This is a genomic window from Idiomarina loihiensis (genome assembly GCF_024584785.1).
Lineage (GTDB): Bacteria > Pseudomonadota > Gammaproteobacteria > Enterobacterales > Alteromonadaceae > Pseudidiomarina > Pseudidiomarina fusca.
In genome coordinates this window covers 2517207-2532747 of the sequence record NZ_CP074112.1, presented here as the reverse complement: position 1 = coordinate 2532747, position 15541 = coordinate 2517207, and the positions used below count along the sequence as shown (strand labels likewise).

13 protein-coding genes, 2 tRNA genes and 3 rRNA genes are annotated in these 15541 nt (G+C 49.2%); 5 read left to right on the top strand and 13 right to left on the bottom strand.

Annotated elements, in window-relative coordinates; translation table 11 throughout:
* Positions 1-14: 14 nt before the first annotated feature.
* From KGF88_RS12175 to lptM, 5 genes are read right to left on the bottom strand one after another with little or no spacing between them, the layout of a single operon-like run.
* Positions 15-914 (bottom strand): tyrosine recombinase XerC, encoded by a 900-nt coding sequence (locus tag KGF88_RS12175; protein WP_110076475.1) that lies wholly within the window; start codon positions 912-914, stop codon positions 15-17.
* Positions 914-1618 carry a DUF484 family protein gene (locus tag KGF88_RS12170; RefSeq protein ID WP_110076476.1) on the bottom strand — a complete coding sequence of 235 codons (705 nt, stop codon included), beginning with the start codon at positions 1616-1618 and terminating at the stop codon, positions 914-916. Before KGF88_RS12170 ends, KGF88_RS12175 begins: the two co-directional genes overlap by 1 nt.
* The gene (dapF, locus tag KGF88_RS12165; protein ID WP_110076477.1) at positions 1615-2436 is read right to left on the bottom strand and encodes a diaminopimelate epimerase; all 822 of its coding nucleotides are present in this window, start codon (positions 2434-2436) and stop codon (positions 1615-1617) included. Before dapF ends, KGF88_RS12170 begins: the two co-directional genes overlap by 4 nt.
* A complete protein-coding gene (gene lysA, locus KGF88_RS12160) occupies positions 2433-3683 on the bottom strand; it encodes a diaminopimelate decarboxylase (protein ID WP_153826308.1) in 1251 nt (416 codons plus the stop codon). Before lysA ends, dapF begins: the two co-directional genes overlap by 4 nt.
* Positions 3680-3814, bottom strand: a complete 135-nt coding sequence (gene lptM / locus KGF88_RS13955) for an LPS translocon maturation chaperone LptM (protein ID WP_418055313.1) — start codon at positions 3812-3814, stop codon at positions 3680-3682. The genes lysA and lptM overlap by 4 nt, the downstream gene beginning before the upstream one ends.
* Before the next feature lie 108 nt (positions 3815-3922).
* On the opposite strand from lptM, the gene cyaY reads away from it, so the two are divergent.
* From cyaY to KGF88_RS12135, 5 genes are read left to right on the top strand one after another with little or no spacing between them, the layout of a single operon-like run.
* Positions 3923-4246, top strand: a complete 324-nt coding sequence (gene cyaY, locus KGF88_RS12155) for an iron donor protein CyaY (protein ID WP_110076479.1) — start codon at positions 3923-3925, stop codon at positions 4244-4246.
* 20 nt (positions 4247-4266) lie between these two features.
* Positions 4267-5208, top strand: a complete 942-nt coding sequence (gene hemC, locus KGF88_RS12150) for a hydroxymethylbilane synthase (RefSeq protein WP_153826309.1) — start codon at positions 4267-4269, stop codon at positions 5206-5208.
* On the top strand, positions 5205-5996 hold the full coding sequence (locus KGF88_RS12145; protein ID WP_153826310.1) for a uroporphyrinogen-III synthase: 792 nt from the start codon (positions 5205-5207) through the stop codon (positions 5994-5996). Before hemC ends, KGF88_RS12145 begins: the two co-directional genes overlap by 4 nt.
* Complete coding sequence (locus KGF88_RS12140) at positions 5993-7144, top strand: uroporphyrinogen-III C-methyltransferase (RefSeq protein WP_153826311.1); 1152 nt, start codon at positions 5993-5995, stop codon at positions 7142-7144. The genes KGF88_RS12145 and KGF88_RS12140 overlap by 4 nt, the downstream gene beginning before the upstream one ends.
* Positions 7141-8298 carry a heme biosynthesis HemY N-terminal domain-containing protein gene (locus tag KGF88_RS12135; RefSeq protein ID WP_153826312.1) on the top strand — a complete coding sequence of 386 codons (1158 nt, stop codon included), beginning with the start codon at positions 7141-7143 and terminating at the stop codon, positions 8296-8298. The genes KGF88_RS12140 and KGF88_RS12135 overlap by 4 nt, the downstream gene beginning before the upstream one ends.
* Positions 8299-8356: 58 nt before the next feature.
* On the opposite strand, the gene KGF88_RS12130 is transcribed toward KGF88_RS12135, so the two are convergent.
* From KGF88_RS12130 to KGF88_RS12095, 8 genes are all read right to left on the bottom strand, one after another.
* On the bottom strand, positions 8357-8932 hold the full coding sequence (locus KGF88_RS12130; protein WP_110076484.1) for a YceI family protein: 576 nt from the start codon (positions 8930-8932) through the stop codon (positions 8357-8359).
* A 19-nt stretch (positions 8933-8951) separates the two neighbouring features.
* The gene (locus KGF88_RS12125) at positions 8952-9497 is read right to left on the bottom strand and encodes a cytochrome b (protein WP_153826313.1); all 546 of its coding nucleotides are present in this window, start codon (positions 9495-9497) and stop codon (positions 8952-8954) included.
* A 188-nt stretch (positions 9498-9685) separates the two neighbouring features.
* Positions 9686-9800 (bottom strand): 5S ribosomal RNA (gene rrf / locus KGF88_RS12120).
* A gap of 119 nt (positions 9801-9919) precedes the next feature.
* Positions 9920-12800, bottom strand: a 23S ribosomal RNA gene (locus KGF88_RS12115).
* 269 nt (positions 12801-13069) lie between these two features.
* Positions 13070-13145 (bottom strand) — tRNA-Ala (locus KGF88_RS12110).
* 180 nt (positions 13146-13325) lie between these two features.
* Positions 13326-13402 (bottom strand) — tRNA-Ile (locus tag KGF88_RS12105).
* A gap of 70 nt (positions 13403-13472) precedes the next feature.
* Positions 13473-15018: ribosomal RNA gene (locus KGF88_RS12100) — 16S ribosomal RNA — on the bottom strand.
* Together the 16S, 23S and 5S rRNA genes with 2 tRNA genes alongside form the textbook arrangement of a ribosomal RNA operon.
* 78 nt (positions 15019-15096) lie before the next feature.
* Positions 15097-15471, bottom strand: coding sequence for a hypothetical protein (locus KGF88_RS12095; protein WP_153827188.1), 375 nt, complete (start codon positions 15469-15471; stop codon positions 15097-15099).
* Between the last annotated feature and the right edge of the window lie 70 nt (positions 15472-15541).

Below are 15541 nucleotides of genomic sequence, written 5' to 3'. Positions count from 1 at the left end.
CCTTACTTGAAGGACTACTTTTTGCGGGCGCGCGGGTGGGCTCCGTCATAGACCTTGGCTAAATGCTGAAAATCCAAATGGGTATAAACCTGAGTTGTACTTAAGTTTGCGTGCCCTAGTAATTCTTGCACAGCACGTAAGTCACCACTTGATTCTAACATATGCGACGCAAACGAATGACGCAGCTTATGCGGATGCAATGAGCCTTTTAGTCCTTGCTGTTCGCCCCAATAGTTCAAGCGCTGCTGCACTGTCCGCGGGCTCATTCGTGTTTGCCGCTGGGTAACAAACAGAGCAAGCTCAGTTAAGTTGCCTTGCAGCCACTGTGTCCGTACCGGCAACCAGCGCTCAAGTGCAGCTGCGGCGCAGCGTCCGTAAGGCACAATCCGAGTTTTACTCCCTTTACCAAAGACCCGCAGCTCACGATGGCGCGGATTAATGGCATCAACATCTAGTGCCACCAACTCAGCTAAACGAATGCCACTGGAGTACAGCAGTTCCATAATGGCAGCATCACGCAGCGCCAAAGGCTCATTTTGTGGTAGTTGCAATAACTGACTAATGCTGTCGATATCAAGGTTCTTTGGCAGTCGCTTGGCCGCACGAGGAGCTTTCAGTTGTTTGGCCGGGTTATCCTGTAGTTCACCTTCGCGAAGCAAATAATCACAAAAAGTACGCCACGCGGCTAACCGTAAAGCTAGCGATGCATCACCAAGCCCTCGGCGACGCCAGCTAATGAATAACCGCTCTAATACTGGTAATTGCAGTTGTTGTGCTTGCTCAATCCGTTGCTCAGCCAAACTATTGAGGTCTTCCACCAAAATGCGGTCGTAACTATTGAGCGTATGTTGAGCTAATCCGCGCTCGCCGGCTAAGTGATGAATAAACCGATGTTTGAGCGCACTGAGTTGCATTATTCCTGGCCCGGTTGCGTTTGGTGCTGTAGTAAAGGCGGCAGCAATTTACTCAATAAATGGCGTAATTGATTAATCAACACCGCATCCATGGTTGGCTGAAAATGGCTGGCATCTTGATTGCCTATAGCCAGCATGCCTAATTCGCCTTGTTCACCCAAGAGCAGTAGCGCCACTGAAGCAATGGCTTGCTCAGGAAACAGCAACCGTTGCTCACTTTCAGTGAGGCGACCTAAGTACAAGTTAGTGTCATTAAAACGCTTACTTAGTAACTGTTTGTGAGTGTCAGCAATAAAAGTGAATTGCTCTGGTAGGGGCAGTGGGCTGGCGAAGAATTTCAAGCTCACTGCCGGCATGTTGAGCTGCTCGGCAAAGGTAGCCTGTAGACAATTCATGATATCGGCCAAGCTGTGACAATCGAGTAAAGCAATATACAGCTCGCTGTAGATATTAAAGAGTTGCTCATTGCGTTTAGCCGTGATCATCAATTCGGTAATATCATCTTCCAGCTGACCAACTCGCTGCCGCAATACTTGTTGCTGACGCTCAACCAGGCTTACGGTACCTTGTTGCTCATGGCGTAGCCGCATGTGCTGCAGCAACTGCGGATGACGCTCAAAAAAATCTGGATTTTCAGCCAAATATTCAGCGATCAGCGTATCATCCACTAATGTTTTCGGATCCTTGATTAACTCACCTGTCATAGCTTTAAATATCCATCATAAATATGTTCCGCGGGGCCCGTCATGCGTACGGTTTGACCTGACTGCCAGCGAATTGAGAGGCTACCACCTGGTAACTCAACTGTAACCTGTTCATCTAATTTGCCTTGACGCATACCAATCACGGCGGCGGCACAAGCACCACTGCCACAAGCTTGAGTTTCGCCAACGCCGCGCTCAAACACGCGCAAACGCACACGATCACGAGCGATTATCTGCATAAAGCCCACATTCACACCTTCTGGAAAGCGCTCATGGGTTGCCAGCGCCTGACCAAGCGTTGCTACCGGGGCGGTTTGTACGTTATCCACCTCAATAACTGCGTGCGGGTTACCTATGCCCATCACCCCACACAAAATCGTTTGGTCTTGCTCGCGTAAAATGTAGGTTAGCTCTTCTTTATTCGCTTTAAAGGGAACCTCAGCTGGCGCAAATTGTGGTAAGCCCATCTCTACGGTGATACGCCCATCACGCTCATGATGCAAGACCATGCGGCCGGCTTTGGTGCTTACTTTCAGATGGTTTTTGTGGCTCAATCCTTTCATTTTTACAAACAGCGCAAAACAACGAGCGCCATTACCGCATTGGGATACTTCAGTTCCATCGGCATTAAAAATTCGGTAATGAAAATCTAAATCCGGATCGTACGGTGGCTCAACTAAGAGCATTTGGTCAAAACCCACACCGCGGTGTCTATCGGCCCAATGTCTGATATTTTCTGGGTTGATATAAATATTCTGGGTGACATTATCAATCACCATAAAATCATTACCCAAACCATGCATTTTGGAGAAATTCATCGTGACTCCTCCACCAGCTGTTCGCCCTGCCATAGCTGCTCTAAAGGCTCGCGCGCACGAATTAAATGGGCACGATCACCATCCACCAGCACTTCAGCTGCACGCGGACGAGAGTTGTAATTGGAGCTCATAGTAAAGCCATAAGCACCAGCATTTAAGACAGCTAAGACATCCCCCTCAACTGCGGCAATATGACGAGCGTGGCCAAGAAAATCACCGGTCTCACAAACCGGCCCAACCACATCCACGATACTGGGTTCAGCATCACTTTGGCGAACCGGGATGATGTCATGATAGGCCTGATACAGCGCGGGGCGGAGTAAATCATTCATCCCTGCATCAACCAATAAGAAATTCTTATCCAAACCTGGTTTATTAAATTCAACCCGAGTTAGCATAACGCCAGCGTTACCAACAATCGCTCGACCTGGCTCTAACATCAGTGTCAAATCGGTCACATCTTGAGCTTTTTGCTGCAACTTAAGTAAGTAATCACTTACATCCATCGGCTGTTCATGGTTGTAGGATATGCCCATACCGCCGCCCATATCTAAGTGCCGAATATGAATGCCTTCGCTACGTAACTGGCGAATTAAATCGAGCATGATGTCAGCGGCATCAAGAAATGGACTGGCTTTTAAAATTTGCGAGCCGATATGACAATCCAAGCCTTTTAAATCAAGATTCTTTAAGCTTGCCGCATGCCGTGCCAAGGCGACCGCATCCGTCATGGCAATACCAAACTTATTGGTTTTTAGCCCCGTTGATATATAAGGATGAGTTTGCGCATCCACGTCCGGATTAATCCTCAGACTGACCGGAGCCACCTTATCCAGCGCCGCGGCGACATCATTCAAACGTTCTAATTCTGCCGCCGATTCCACGTTAAAACAGTAGATGCCTTGCTCTAGAGCATAGCGCATTTCTGCCCGCGTTTTTGCGACGCCAGAAAAAACGACGCTATCAGCGCGTCCACCTGCAGCCAATACGCGCGCGAGCTCACCACCTGAGACTATGTCAAAACCTGCGCCCAGTTTGGCCAGTTGATTAAGAATAGCCAAGTTGCTGTTAGCCTTAACCGCATAACAGAGTCGGTGAGGTGCCGGCCAGACCTTAGCGAATTGCTGCCAATTAGCCAGCAACTGAGCTTTGGAATAAACAAACAATGGCGTACCAAAACGTTCAGCCAGCTCATTGAGCGGACACTGTTCCGCATGTAATTGCTGCTGCAGGTAATCAAAACTCATTGGCTTTTATCCTGTAGCAAAGCTGTGGTTACTGGTGTTTGATTAGGCTCAGCCGGTGGCGGTAGTTCAAGCGGACCTTTTTGTCCGCAGGCGACCAACGTCAGCGATCCTGCTACAATGATCAGACGCATTACTTTCAGATTAAACATCGGTAAACTGTACCTACTTTATTTGGGTCATAAATCGTATGGTGTCTATCATCGCATTGAGACGCACAAATGTCATTATTAGGAGTGGACATGCAAGAGCACGACTATCATGAATTAGCAGAAGCTACTATTTTAGCTATTGAAGAGGCTGTTGAAGCCTGCCACGTAGACATAGATACTGAATCGGGCGGAGATATTCTGGAGCTGACGTTTCCTAATAACACGAAAATGGTGATTAATAAGCAGCCACCCCTACAGCAGTTGTGGGTTGCAACCAAATTTAATGGTCATCATTTTGAGTATCGTGATGGTGTCTGGATTGATAACCGGACGGGTGCTGAATTGTGGCAATTATTGAGTGAAGCAGCCAGCAAGCAAGCTGAAACTGACGTGACACTAGCTCCATTAAGCTAATCAGGATGTGGGGATAAAGGATGAGTGAGACACTACGTATTGCTACACGTAAAAGCATGCTGGCGATGTGGCAAGCAGAACACATTAAAGCACGTTTAGAGGCCCTGCACGAAGGGCTCACGGTTGAGTTATTACCTATGAGCACCCGCGGTGATGTGATTTTAGATACACCGCTGGCCAAAATTGGTGGTAAAGGCCTCTTCGTCAAAGAACTTGAAGTGGCAATGTTAGAGGGCCATGCCGATTTAGCTGTGCATTCTATGAAGGATTTACCGGTGGAGTTTCCACCAGGGCTTGAGCTCTTTGGTATTTGTGAGCGCGAAGATCCGCGAGATGCCTTTGTCTCAAATACCTATGCAAGCCTTGATCAGCTTCCTGAAGGAGCCGTGGTCGGCACCTGCAGCTTGCGCCGCAAATGCCAAGTATTGGCACAGTTTCCTCACTTGGTTGTCAAAGACTTACGTGGCAATGTGCAGACCCGCTTGAACAAACTTGATGAAGGCCAATTTGATGCCATTATTTTAGCCGCATCAGGGCTTATCCGGCTGGAGCTACAACATCGTATTAGCCAGCGAATTCCGGCAGAAACCTGTTTACCCGCTAATGGCCAAGGCGTGTTAGGCATTGAATGCCGTAGTGATGATGCTCGTACCAAAGAACTCTTAGCGCCCTTAACCTGCCCTGACACACGTAGTTGCGTATTAGCTGAACGGGCGATGAATCGACGCCTACAAGGTGGTTGCCAAGTACCTATCGGTGCCTATGCTGAGTTGCATGGCGACGAACTGCATTTACGTGGTTTGGTGGGGCGTCCTGATGGTAGCGAGATCATTGAAGGCGACATTCGCGGTCTGCGTGATGATGCCGAGCAATTAGGCATTGAATTAGCGGAATATTTGTTATCCCGCGGTGCTGATGTCATCCTGAAAGATGTCTACGCTGAGAACGAGCTACATTCATGAATCATAAGCTACTTATTTTACGCCCTGACGAGCAGTCTAAACCTGTGCAAATGCGCTTACAGCAACAAGCTAAACAGCTCGAGCTAGGCGACTTGCAGACAGAATGCTTTAGCATGGTGAAAATTAGTAGCTATGACGACCCCAACAGCAGTTACGTGCAACTATTGGCTGAACCTTGGGATGCCGGGTTGATGGTTAGCGTAAATGCTGCCCGCTATTTTGCAGAACAAAAACAAGCATGGGCTGCCGATGTCCCGGTGCCGATGGCTCGCTGGTTTGCCGTTGGCCCTACTAGTGCCGCAGCTATTGCAGCAACCGTTGGCCGACCTGTTACTTGTCCATGGCGGCAACACAATAGTGATGCTTTACTAGAGTTGCCGGAGCTACAGCAGGTGGCTGGCCAACGCTGGTTGCTAGTACGCGGACATGGTGGCCGCGAGGTCTTTGCGGAGACCTTACGCGCACGAGGTGCCGACGTACACTATTTGGAAGTTTATCAACGCACTCCCGTAGCTATTAAACCGCAGCTTATTACCCAGTGGCAAACTCAGGTACAGGGCATTATGGTCACCAGTGCCGAGCAGCTCGATTATTTTCTTACTGCGATGCCCAGCTCTGCATCAACTTGGTTAGCCCAATGTTATTGGGTTGTCGCTAGTGAGCGGTTAGCACGCATGCTACCTACTACCTACCAACGAGCATGTGTAGTTGCTGATAGCGCTACTCCCTTTGCTCTCACTCAGGCTTGGGTAAAAGCCATTAAGAACCAACAGGATACCATTCTATGACGCCAACCAAATCAACCAAGGATACCGATGCGGTAGCTGAAATTGATAGTCCTACCGATATCGATAACCCTACCGAGACCACCACACCTACGAGTAAGCCGCGGCGCGGTGGTATGGGCTGGTTGGTCGCAGTGCTGGTGCTTGCAGCCGCAGGAGCTGCACTCTGGTATGGTTATCAGGTGGTCGTGCTTAAACAAGCACAGCAATTGCATGAGTTAACTCGCCAATATTCCACACTAGAGCAACAGTTTAGCCAGTTACAGCAAGATCTAAAATCCCAAAATGATACCTTTAAAGCCACTGTTGACGAGCAGATCCAACAATCCAATCGCGGGCTACAACGAGTTCTTAACGAACAAGCCGACCTCTTAGAAAGTAACCAAATGGCCGTTCGTTCTGTGCAAGCCGAACTAGCGCAACTGGATATCACTCAGCAATCAAGCTGGCGAATTTTTGAAGCACGGGCGCTAGCGGAACGCGCCGCAAGTAAGTTGTGGATAGAACAAGATATTGCTGCTGCAGTTGAGTTATTAAAGCTCGCCGATTCGCACCTGCGAGCATTGAGTAATCCCGCTCATCAAGCGGTTCGTCAAGCCTTAGCAGATGATATTTTGCGCTTAAGCTCACTGCCAGCGCAACAAAGCGAAAGCATCACGCTCACGCTAGGAAGTTTACGCAATCAACTACAGCATAGTCACTGGTATCAGCAGCCTACAGCTGGTGTTAGCAATTCTGGGAACGATGCCACTGCCAGTGGCTGGCAACGCTTTAAACAAAGTTTCACGGCACTTATGGATAAGTTAATTCGGGTGCAACGTCGTGATACCCCGGTGCAGCCTTTAATTGCCGATACCTATTTTACCGCCAGCAAAGAGCGCGTGTTACTGCAGCTGCAACTAGCCCAGCAGGCTGCTCTGAGCGGCTCGCAGCAGGTTTTTGAGCAGGCCCTAGCCACTGCAATCGAGCAACTCACAACTATCACCGAGATCAGCGATAATGCCGACATTGAGCCTATCCTCGAGCAATTGATGACCTTACAAGAAGCCAAATTGCAGCCTGAGCTACCAGCTCAGTTACCTGCTGTTGCTCTCCTTTCCCGATTAGCTGAGCAATATGCCGTAGGGCAAACCGCTGAGGAGGAGTTATGAGGTTTGCGCTAACGCTGATTATTTTATTGATTGCAGGGTTATTGATAGGCCCTCTGTGGTCAGGCAACACCGGTTACATTCTGATCAGCTTGGGTCAATGGACCATCGAGACCAGTATCGTTGCGGCCGTTATTATCCTAACCTTATTGATTTTAGTGCTACGGCTACTTTTAGCTGGCATTCGCCGGGTCATTCGCGGTACCAGCTGGGGTATGAGTTGGTTTGGTAGACGCCGTGAAGCCAAAGCTGGTGACGCCTATACTGACGCCCTTGAAGCACTGCTACAAGGCGACTATGTGCTAGCTTCACGCAACATCAATCGTTGTTATCAGCTTGGCAAAGATCAGCAAGATGCCTTATTAGCAGCATACATCGCAGCCCAATTAGGTGATTTAAAACAAGCCCAAGACTGGCTCAATAAGACTGGCCGTACCGATGATTTTCGCTTAGCGGAGATGTTATTTTCTTTACGGGCAGATCCTGCTAATGCAAGTAGTCGAATAACCGAGCTAGCCGGTTTATTGAAGCAGTATCCTCATCACCCGCAGCTCGTTAAGTTAGCGATTTTGAGTTACCGCAACTTACATAAGTACCGTGAAATTTCTGATTTATTGCCAACTGCAGCACAATTAAATTTGTTCAGCGCTACCGAATTAGCGGAGCTTACTGAGCAAACATACTTAGCCTTGATGCTAGCCGCAGCGAAGTTAAGCTTACCTTCATTACGCCAATATTGGCAAAGCTTAAGCAAAGAACAACGTGCCACCACAGCGATCAGGACGGCTTACTTACAGACACTGATTAAGCTCGAACAAAGCACTGCTGCCGATAAAATAGCTGCTCGTGGGTTAAAACGTGGACAGTTAGAATTAGCGGACTTACTGCAGCGTCAGTTATTGGTTGCCGGCACAGAATTACGGGAATGGTTACAACAGCAATTAAAACAACATCCCAATGACGCGCTGCTGTTGCAAGCTTTAGGTCAGATGGCCTACCTCAGCAAAGACTACTCGTTAGCACAACGGGCATTGCGTAAAGCTACTGAATTAGCACCATCGCAGCGAGTATGGTTCGATCTGGCTCAAACCTATGATGCCTTAGGCGATACCAACGCTGCTTTACGTGCCTATCGCGAAGGGCTACAGTACTCGTGATAAACGCACCATAATTGAATGAAAGGGCAGTTATTACTGCCCTTTTTTATCATTGCTATTACTTACGAATACCTTCAATCGACAAATAGATTTCTACGGTTTCAGATGCTGGACCCAAATCATAGTCCATACCAAAATCCGCTGGAGTAATTGTCACCGCCCCTTCAAACCCGCGACGGAATCCACCCCAAGGGTCTTGCCCAGCGCCAATTTCTGTCACATCAATTGAAATGGGTTTAGTGGTACCGTGCAAAGTAAAGTTACCCTTCAAAACACCGGTACCGTCGCCATTAGCAGTGTAGCTCGTTGACTCAAACTTAGCTTGCGGGTATTTACCAACGTTAAAGAAGTCAGCGCTGCGTAAATGCTTGTCACGCTCGGCGTGATTACTGTCTAAGCTTGCCACGTCAATAGTTACATTAACTTTGGCTGCACTAGGGTTGGCCTCGTCGTAACTGAAGGTTCCTTCAAAATCGTTGAACCGACCGAGCAACCAGCTGTAGCCTAAGTGGCTAACCTTAAATTGTACGAATGCATGAGCACCGTCCGTATCAATCACATAGTCTTCGGCTTGCACCGGAGCTGCTGCTAAAAAAGTAGCTGACATAATCGTGGCTAACAAAAGTTTTTTCATGATAAATCTCCGTTATTAATTAATCTTTTAATGGTCGCAGCATGCGCTTTAGGGTTTCATCTTTGTGAATAAAGTGATGCCTTAAGCCTGCTAGACCATGTCCAATCGCTATAATCACAAGACTCAGTGCGGCATACCAGTGCACCTGTCCAGCGATGTCTTCTTGCTGCGGAATGGAGGTGATCAAGGCTGGTACTTCAAACCAATCAAACACCGAGATTCCACGCCCATCCGCCGTTGAAATGAGGTAACCACTGATCATGGTGATAAACAACAATGCATAAATCAGTGCGTGCCCTAACTTGGCACCTACTTGCTCAAACGTCTTGCCAATAGCTGTGGGTCTTGGTTGCGTAAGTTTCCAGATCAGCCTAACGATGGTGAGCAATAACAACGTCATGCCAAATGATTTATGCCACCATGGGCCTAATCGATACCAGGCATCGTAGTAGCCCAGTGTTAACATCCAATAGCCTAAGCCGAATAAGGCAAAAACCATCATAGCTGTTAACCAATGCATGATAATTGCCACCCAGCCGTAGCTACGTTTTGAGTTCTTGAGCATAGTCAGTCTCCAAGTTACATCTGTTATTTTAGTCTCATTTATTGAAATAAATATCGGCAATTATAGACTGTTTGATTCTATTTTTTAGAAAGGTTTGCGTGATGGGGAGCCGGCAGCCGTTCGCGATCTTTTCGAGCGCGCAACGAAAAAACCCCTAGCATAGCTGCTAGGGGTTGTTCGTATTTGGTGCCTGGCGGTGACCTACTCTCGCATAGGGAGACCCTACACTACCATCGGCGCGGAAGCGTTTCACTTCTGAGTTCGGAATGGATCAGGTGGTTCCACTTCGCTATTGCCGCCAGGCGTAAACTTGTACAATATGAATTCGCTGATTGTCGTGCCAGTAATGCACCACTCTAGTTGAGCCTAGTAGAAGCTCGAACTTATGTCTTGGCTACAGCCCTAAACACCTTCGGTGTTGTATGGTTAAGCCTCACGGGCAATTAGTACGGGTTAGCTCAACGCATTACTACGCTTCCACACCCCGCCTATCAACGTTGTAGTCTCCAACGACCCTTTAGGACAATTACATGTCAGTGAGAGCTTATCTTGAGGCTCGCTTCCCGCTTAGATGCTTTCAGCGGTTATCGATTCCGAACGTAGCTACCGGGCAGTGCCATTGGCATGACAACCCGAACACCAGCGGTTCGTTCACTCCGGTCCTCTCGTACTAGGAGCAACCCCTCTCAACTCTCAAACGCCCACGGCAGATAGGGACCGAACTGTCTCACGACGTTCTAAACCCAGCTCGCGTACCACTTTAAATGGCGAACAGCCATACCCTTGGGACCGACTACAGCCCCAGGATGTGATGAGCCGACATCGAGGTGCCAAACACCGCCGTCGATATGAACTCTTGGGCGGTATCAGCCTGTTATCCCCGGAGTACCTTTTATCCGTTGAGCGATGGCCCTTCCATTCAGAACCACCGGATCACTATGACCTGCTTTCGCACCTGCTCGACGTGTCTGTCTCGCAGTTAAGCTGGCTTGTGCCATTACACTAACCGTACGATGTCCGACCGTACTTAGCCAACCTTCGTGCTCCTCCGTTACTCTTTGGGAGGAGACCGCCCCAGTCAAACTACCCACCAGGCACTGTCCTCACCCCAGATAATGGGGCTAAGTTAGAACATCAAACATACAAGGGTGGTATTTCAAGGATGGCTCCACGTCAACTAGCGCCAACGCTTCATAGCCTCCCACCTATCCTACACATGGAGGTTCAATGTTCAGTGCCAAGCTGTAGTAAAGGTTCACGGGGTCTTTCCGTCTAGCCGCGGGTACACCGCATCTTCACGGCGATTTCAATTTCACTGAGTCTCGGGTGGAGACAGCGTGGCCATGGTTACACCATTCGTGCAGGTCGGAACTTACCCGACAAGGAATTTCGCTACCTTAGGACCGTTATAGTTACGGCCGCCGTTTACGGGGCTTCGATCAAGAGCTTCGCTTACGCTAACCCCATCAATTAACCTTCCGGCACCGGGCAGGTGTCACACCCTATACGTCATCTTTCGATTTTGCAGAGTGCTGTGTTTTTAATAAACAGTCCCAGCCACCTGGTCACTGCGGCCAGCTCCGGCTCCGTCCGTGTGGACTTCACCAGCTCTGGCGTACCTTCTCCCGAAGTTACGGTACTATTTTGCCTAGTTCCTTCACCCGAGTTCTCTCAAGCGCCTTAGTATTCTCTACCTGACCACCTGTGTCGGTTTGGGGTACGGTCAACATGAACCTGAAGCTTAGAGGCTTTTCCTGGAAGCATGGCATCAACAACTTCGCATCCGTAGATGCTCGTCTCGTATCTCAGTCTTAGCGGTCCGGATTTTCCTAAACCACCAACCTACATACTTTCACCGGGATAACCAACACCCGGCTTGCCTAGCCTTCTCCGTCCCCCCATCGCAGTTCATGTCGGTACGGGAATATTAACCCGTTTCCCATCGACTACGCCTTTCGGCCTCGCCTTAGGGGCCGACTTACCCTACCCTGATTAACATGGGATAGGAAACCTTGGTCTTCCGGCGTGGGGGTTTTTCACCCCCATTATCGTTACTCATGTCAGCATTCGCACTTCTGATACCTCCAGCATGCTTCTCAACACACCTTCAACGGCTTACAGAACGCTCCCCTACCCAGCAAACAAGTTTGCTGCCGCAGCTTCGGTGCATGGCTTAGCCCCGTTACATCTTCCGCGCAGGCCGACTCGACTAGTGAGCTATTACGCTTTCTTTAAAGGATGGCTGCTTCTAAGCCAACCTCCTAGCTGTCTAAGCCTTCCCACATCGTTTCCCACTTAGCCATGACTTGGGGACCTTAGCTGGCGGTCTGGGTTGTTTCCCTCTTCACGACGGACGTTAGCACCCGCCGTGTGTCTCCCGGATAGTACTCACTGGTATTCGGAGTTTGCATGGGGTTGGTAAGTCGGGATGACCCCCTAGCCCAAACAGTGCTCTACCCCCAGTGGTATTCGTCCGAGGCGCTACCTAAATAGCTTTCGGGGAGAACCAGCTATCTCCGGGCTTGATTAGCCTTTCACTCCGAGCCACAGGTCATCTCCTAATTTTTCAACATTAGTGAGTTCGGTCCTCCAATTGATGTTACTCAATCTTCAACCTGCCCATGGCTAGATCGCCCGGTTTCGGGTCTATACCTTGCAACTAAGCGCCCAGTTAAGACTCGGTTTCCCTACGGCTCCCCTATTCGGTTAACCTTGCTACAAAATATAAGTCGCTGACCCATTATACAAAAGGTACGCAGTCACACCACGAAGGTGCTCCTACTGCTTGTACGTAGACGGTTTCAGGTTCTATTTCACTCCCCTCGCCGGGGTTCTTTTCGCCTTTCCCTCACGGTACTGGTTCACTATCGGTCAGTTGGGAGTATTTAGCCTTGGAGGATGGTCCCCCCATATTCAGTCAAGATAACACGTGTCCCGACCTACTCGTTTTCACCTTCATGTTTCCTTCGTGTACGGGACTATCACCCTGTATCGTTGAGCTTTCCAACTCATTCCACTAGAACCATGATTGCTTAAGGGCTAATTCCCGTTCGCTCGCCGCTACTAGGGAAATCTCGGTTGATTTCTTTTCCTCCGGGTACTTAGATGTTTCAGTTCTCCGGGTTCGCTTCTTACACCTATGGATTCAGTGCAAGATAGTGTGCATGCACACTGGGTTTCCCCATTCGGAAATCCATGACTCAAGCGGCTCTTACTGCCTCATCATGGCTTATCGCAAGTTAGTACGTCCTTCATCGCCTCCAACTGCCTAGGCATCCACCGTCTACGCTTAGTCACTTAACCATACAACCCGAAAATGTTTATTCGAGCTCTATGGGCTGTTTCTTTGCTGTACACAAGTTCGATACGCCTCTACCATTTTTGGATTCAAGTAGAGTGGCATTTCATTACTTTATTACAATCAGCTTGTTCATATTGTTAAAGAGCGGTGTAACATGAAGTTACTGATAAAGATTCTCGTGAGAATGTTTATCGCTAACTTTGGATAGAAACGTGATTCGTTAGTCGTGCGCTGCGCTGTTCGTACGCTTCGCTGTTCGATGACTAAGAAATGGTGGAGCCAAGCGGGATCGAACCGCTGACCTCCTGCGTGCAAGGCAGGCGCTCTCCCAGCTGAGCTATGGCCCCACAGGCCGTAGGCCTGTCGTTGTTCGTTATTCGTTCGTCGTTATTCGTAAAAACAACAAACCAAACACAATAACCAAACCAACAAACCGATAAGGCTAACTTCAAGGTTAGGCAAGGCGGGAAGGCACGAAGCATACATCAGTATGTGAGTGGCTTTCCAACGCAGCATAACCGCAGAAGTGGTGGGTCTGAGTAGACTTGAACTACCGACCTCACCCTTATCAGGGGTGCGCTCTAACCAGCTGAGCTACAGACCCAGTTTCTATCCGTTACATCTACCAAACCAGGCAATCTGTGTGAGCACTTAACTTCTTCAAGGCTTTTTCATAAGGAGGTGATCCAGCCGCAGGTTCCCCTACGGCTACCTTGTTACGACTTCACCCCAGTCATGAACCACACCGTGGTAAACGCCCTCCCGAAGGTTAAGCTATCTACTTCTGGTGCAGCCCACTCCCATGGTGTGACGGGCGGTGTGTACAAGGCCCGGGAACGTATTCACCGTGGCATTCTGATCCACGATTACTAGCGATTCCGACTTCACGGAGTCGAGTTGCAGACTCCGATCCGGACTACGACGCGCTTTTTGAGATCCGCTTACTATCGCTAGCTTGCTTCCCATTGTACGCGCCATTGTAGCACGTGTGTAGCCCATCCCGTAAGGGCCATGATGACTTGACGTCGTCCCCACCTTCCTCCGGTTTATCACCGGCAGTCTCCACAGAGTTCCCACCATGACGTGCTGGCAACTGAGGATAAGGGTTGCGCTCGTTGCGGGACTTAACCCAACATCTCACAACACGAGCTGACGACAGCCATGCAGCACCTGTCTCAGTGTTCCCGAAGGCACTCTTCTATCTCTAGATGATTCACTGGATGTCAAGGGATGGTAAGGTTCTTCGCGTTGCATCGAATTAAACCACATGCTCCACCGCTTGTGCGGGCCCCCGTCAATTCATTTGAGTTTTAACCTTGCGGCCGTACTCCCCAGGCGGTCAACTTAGTGCGTTAGCTGCGTTACTCACATCGTTTATGACACGAACAACTAGTTGACATCGTTTACGGCGTGGACTACCAGGGTATCTAATCCTGTTTGCTCCCCACGCTTTCGTACCTCAGCGTCAGTTTCTGACCAAGGTGGCCGCCTTCGCCACCGGTATTCCTTCCAATATCTACGCATTTCACCGCTACACTGGAAATTCTACCACCCTCTTCAGAACTCGAGCCTGCCAGTTCAAAATGCCATTCCCAGGTTGAGCCCGGGGATTTCACATCTTGCTTAACAAGCCGCCTACGTACGCTTTACGCCCAGTAATTCCGATTAACGCTTGCACCCTCCGTATTACCGCGGCTGCTGGCACGGAGTTAGCCGGTGCTTCTTCTGTGGCTAACGTCAATCTTGTAGAGTATTAATCTACAAGCCTTCCTCACCACTGAAAGTGCTTTACAACCCGAAGGCCTTCTTCACACACGCGGCATGGCTGCATCAGGGTTTCCCCCCATTGTGCAATATTCCCCACTGCTGCCTCCCGTAGGAGTCTGGGCCGTGTCTCAGTCCCAGTGTGGCTGATCATCCTCTCAGAACAGCTAGAGATCGTCGCCTTGGTGGGCCTTTACCCCACCAACTAGCTAATCTCACTTGGGCCTATCTCTAGGTGCAAGGTCCGAAGATCCCCTGCTTTGGTCCGTAGACATTATGCGGTATTAGCCACAGTTTCCCGTGGTTATCCCCCTCCTAAAGGCAAGTTCCCAAGCATTACTCACCCGTCCGCCGCTCGCCGGCAAAGTAGCAAGCTACTCCCCGCTGCCGCTCGACTTGCATGTGTTAGGCCTGCCGCCAGCGTTCAATCTGAGCCATGATCAAACTCTTCAATTTAAAGTGTTTAATCGACCCATTGAATCAATGACTTAATAAAATCTAATTTGTTAAGCACTTTTCCAATCAGTCAGGTGGTCAAGTTAATGACCTTTGTTGCATCCGAAGATGCTTCTCTGCCTGAATCCGGTAAGTGCCCACACAGTTTGCTTGGCTTGGTATATTGTTAAAGAGCGTTCGCTTCGCTTTCGAAGCGGCTTGCGTTTCAGCAAGCAAGGCGGCGTATTCTACAGCCTTGGAGTTTTGAGTCAAGCCTTTCGGCAAACTTTTTTCTGACTCAAAACTTGTGCTTTTGGCGACTTCGTTGTCTGCCTCAAGCGTGGGGCGCATTTTAGAGATTTTACTGGCAAGGTCAAGCGCCTTTTTCAACTTTTTAAGTGTTTTTTTACTGACTGCTGGTTTTGTAAGCGAAGCGCGTTTTAAATCAGCAAAAACTGTTCGATTCGCCAGCATTGACGCTTTCTGCTATCTTTTTAGGTACGACTTTAGCAAGATCAAAAATATAACAAATTAGGGAGTAGAG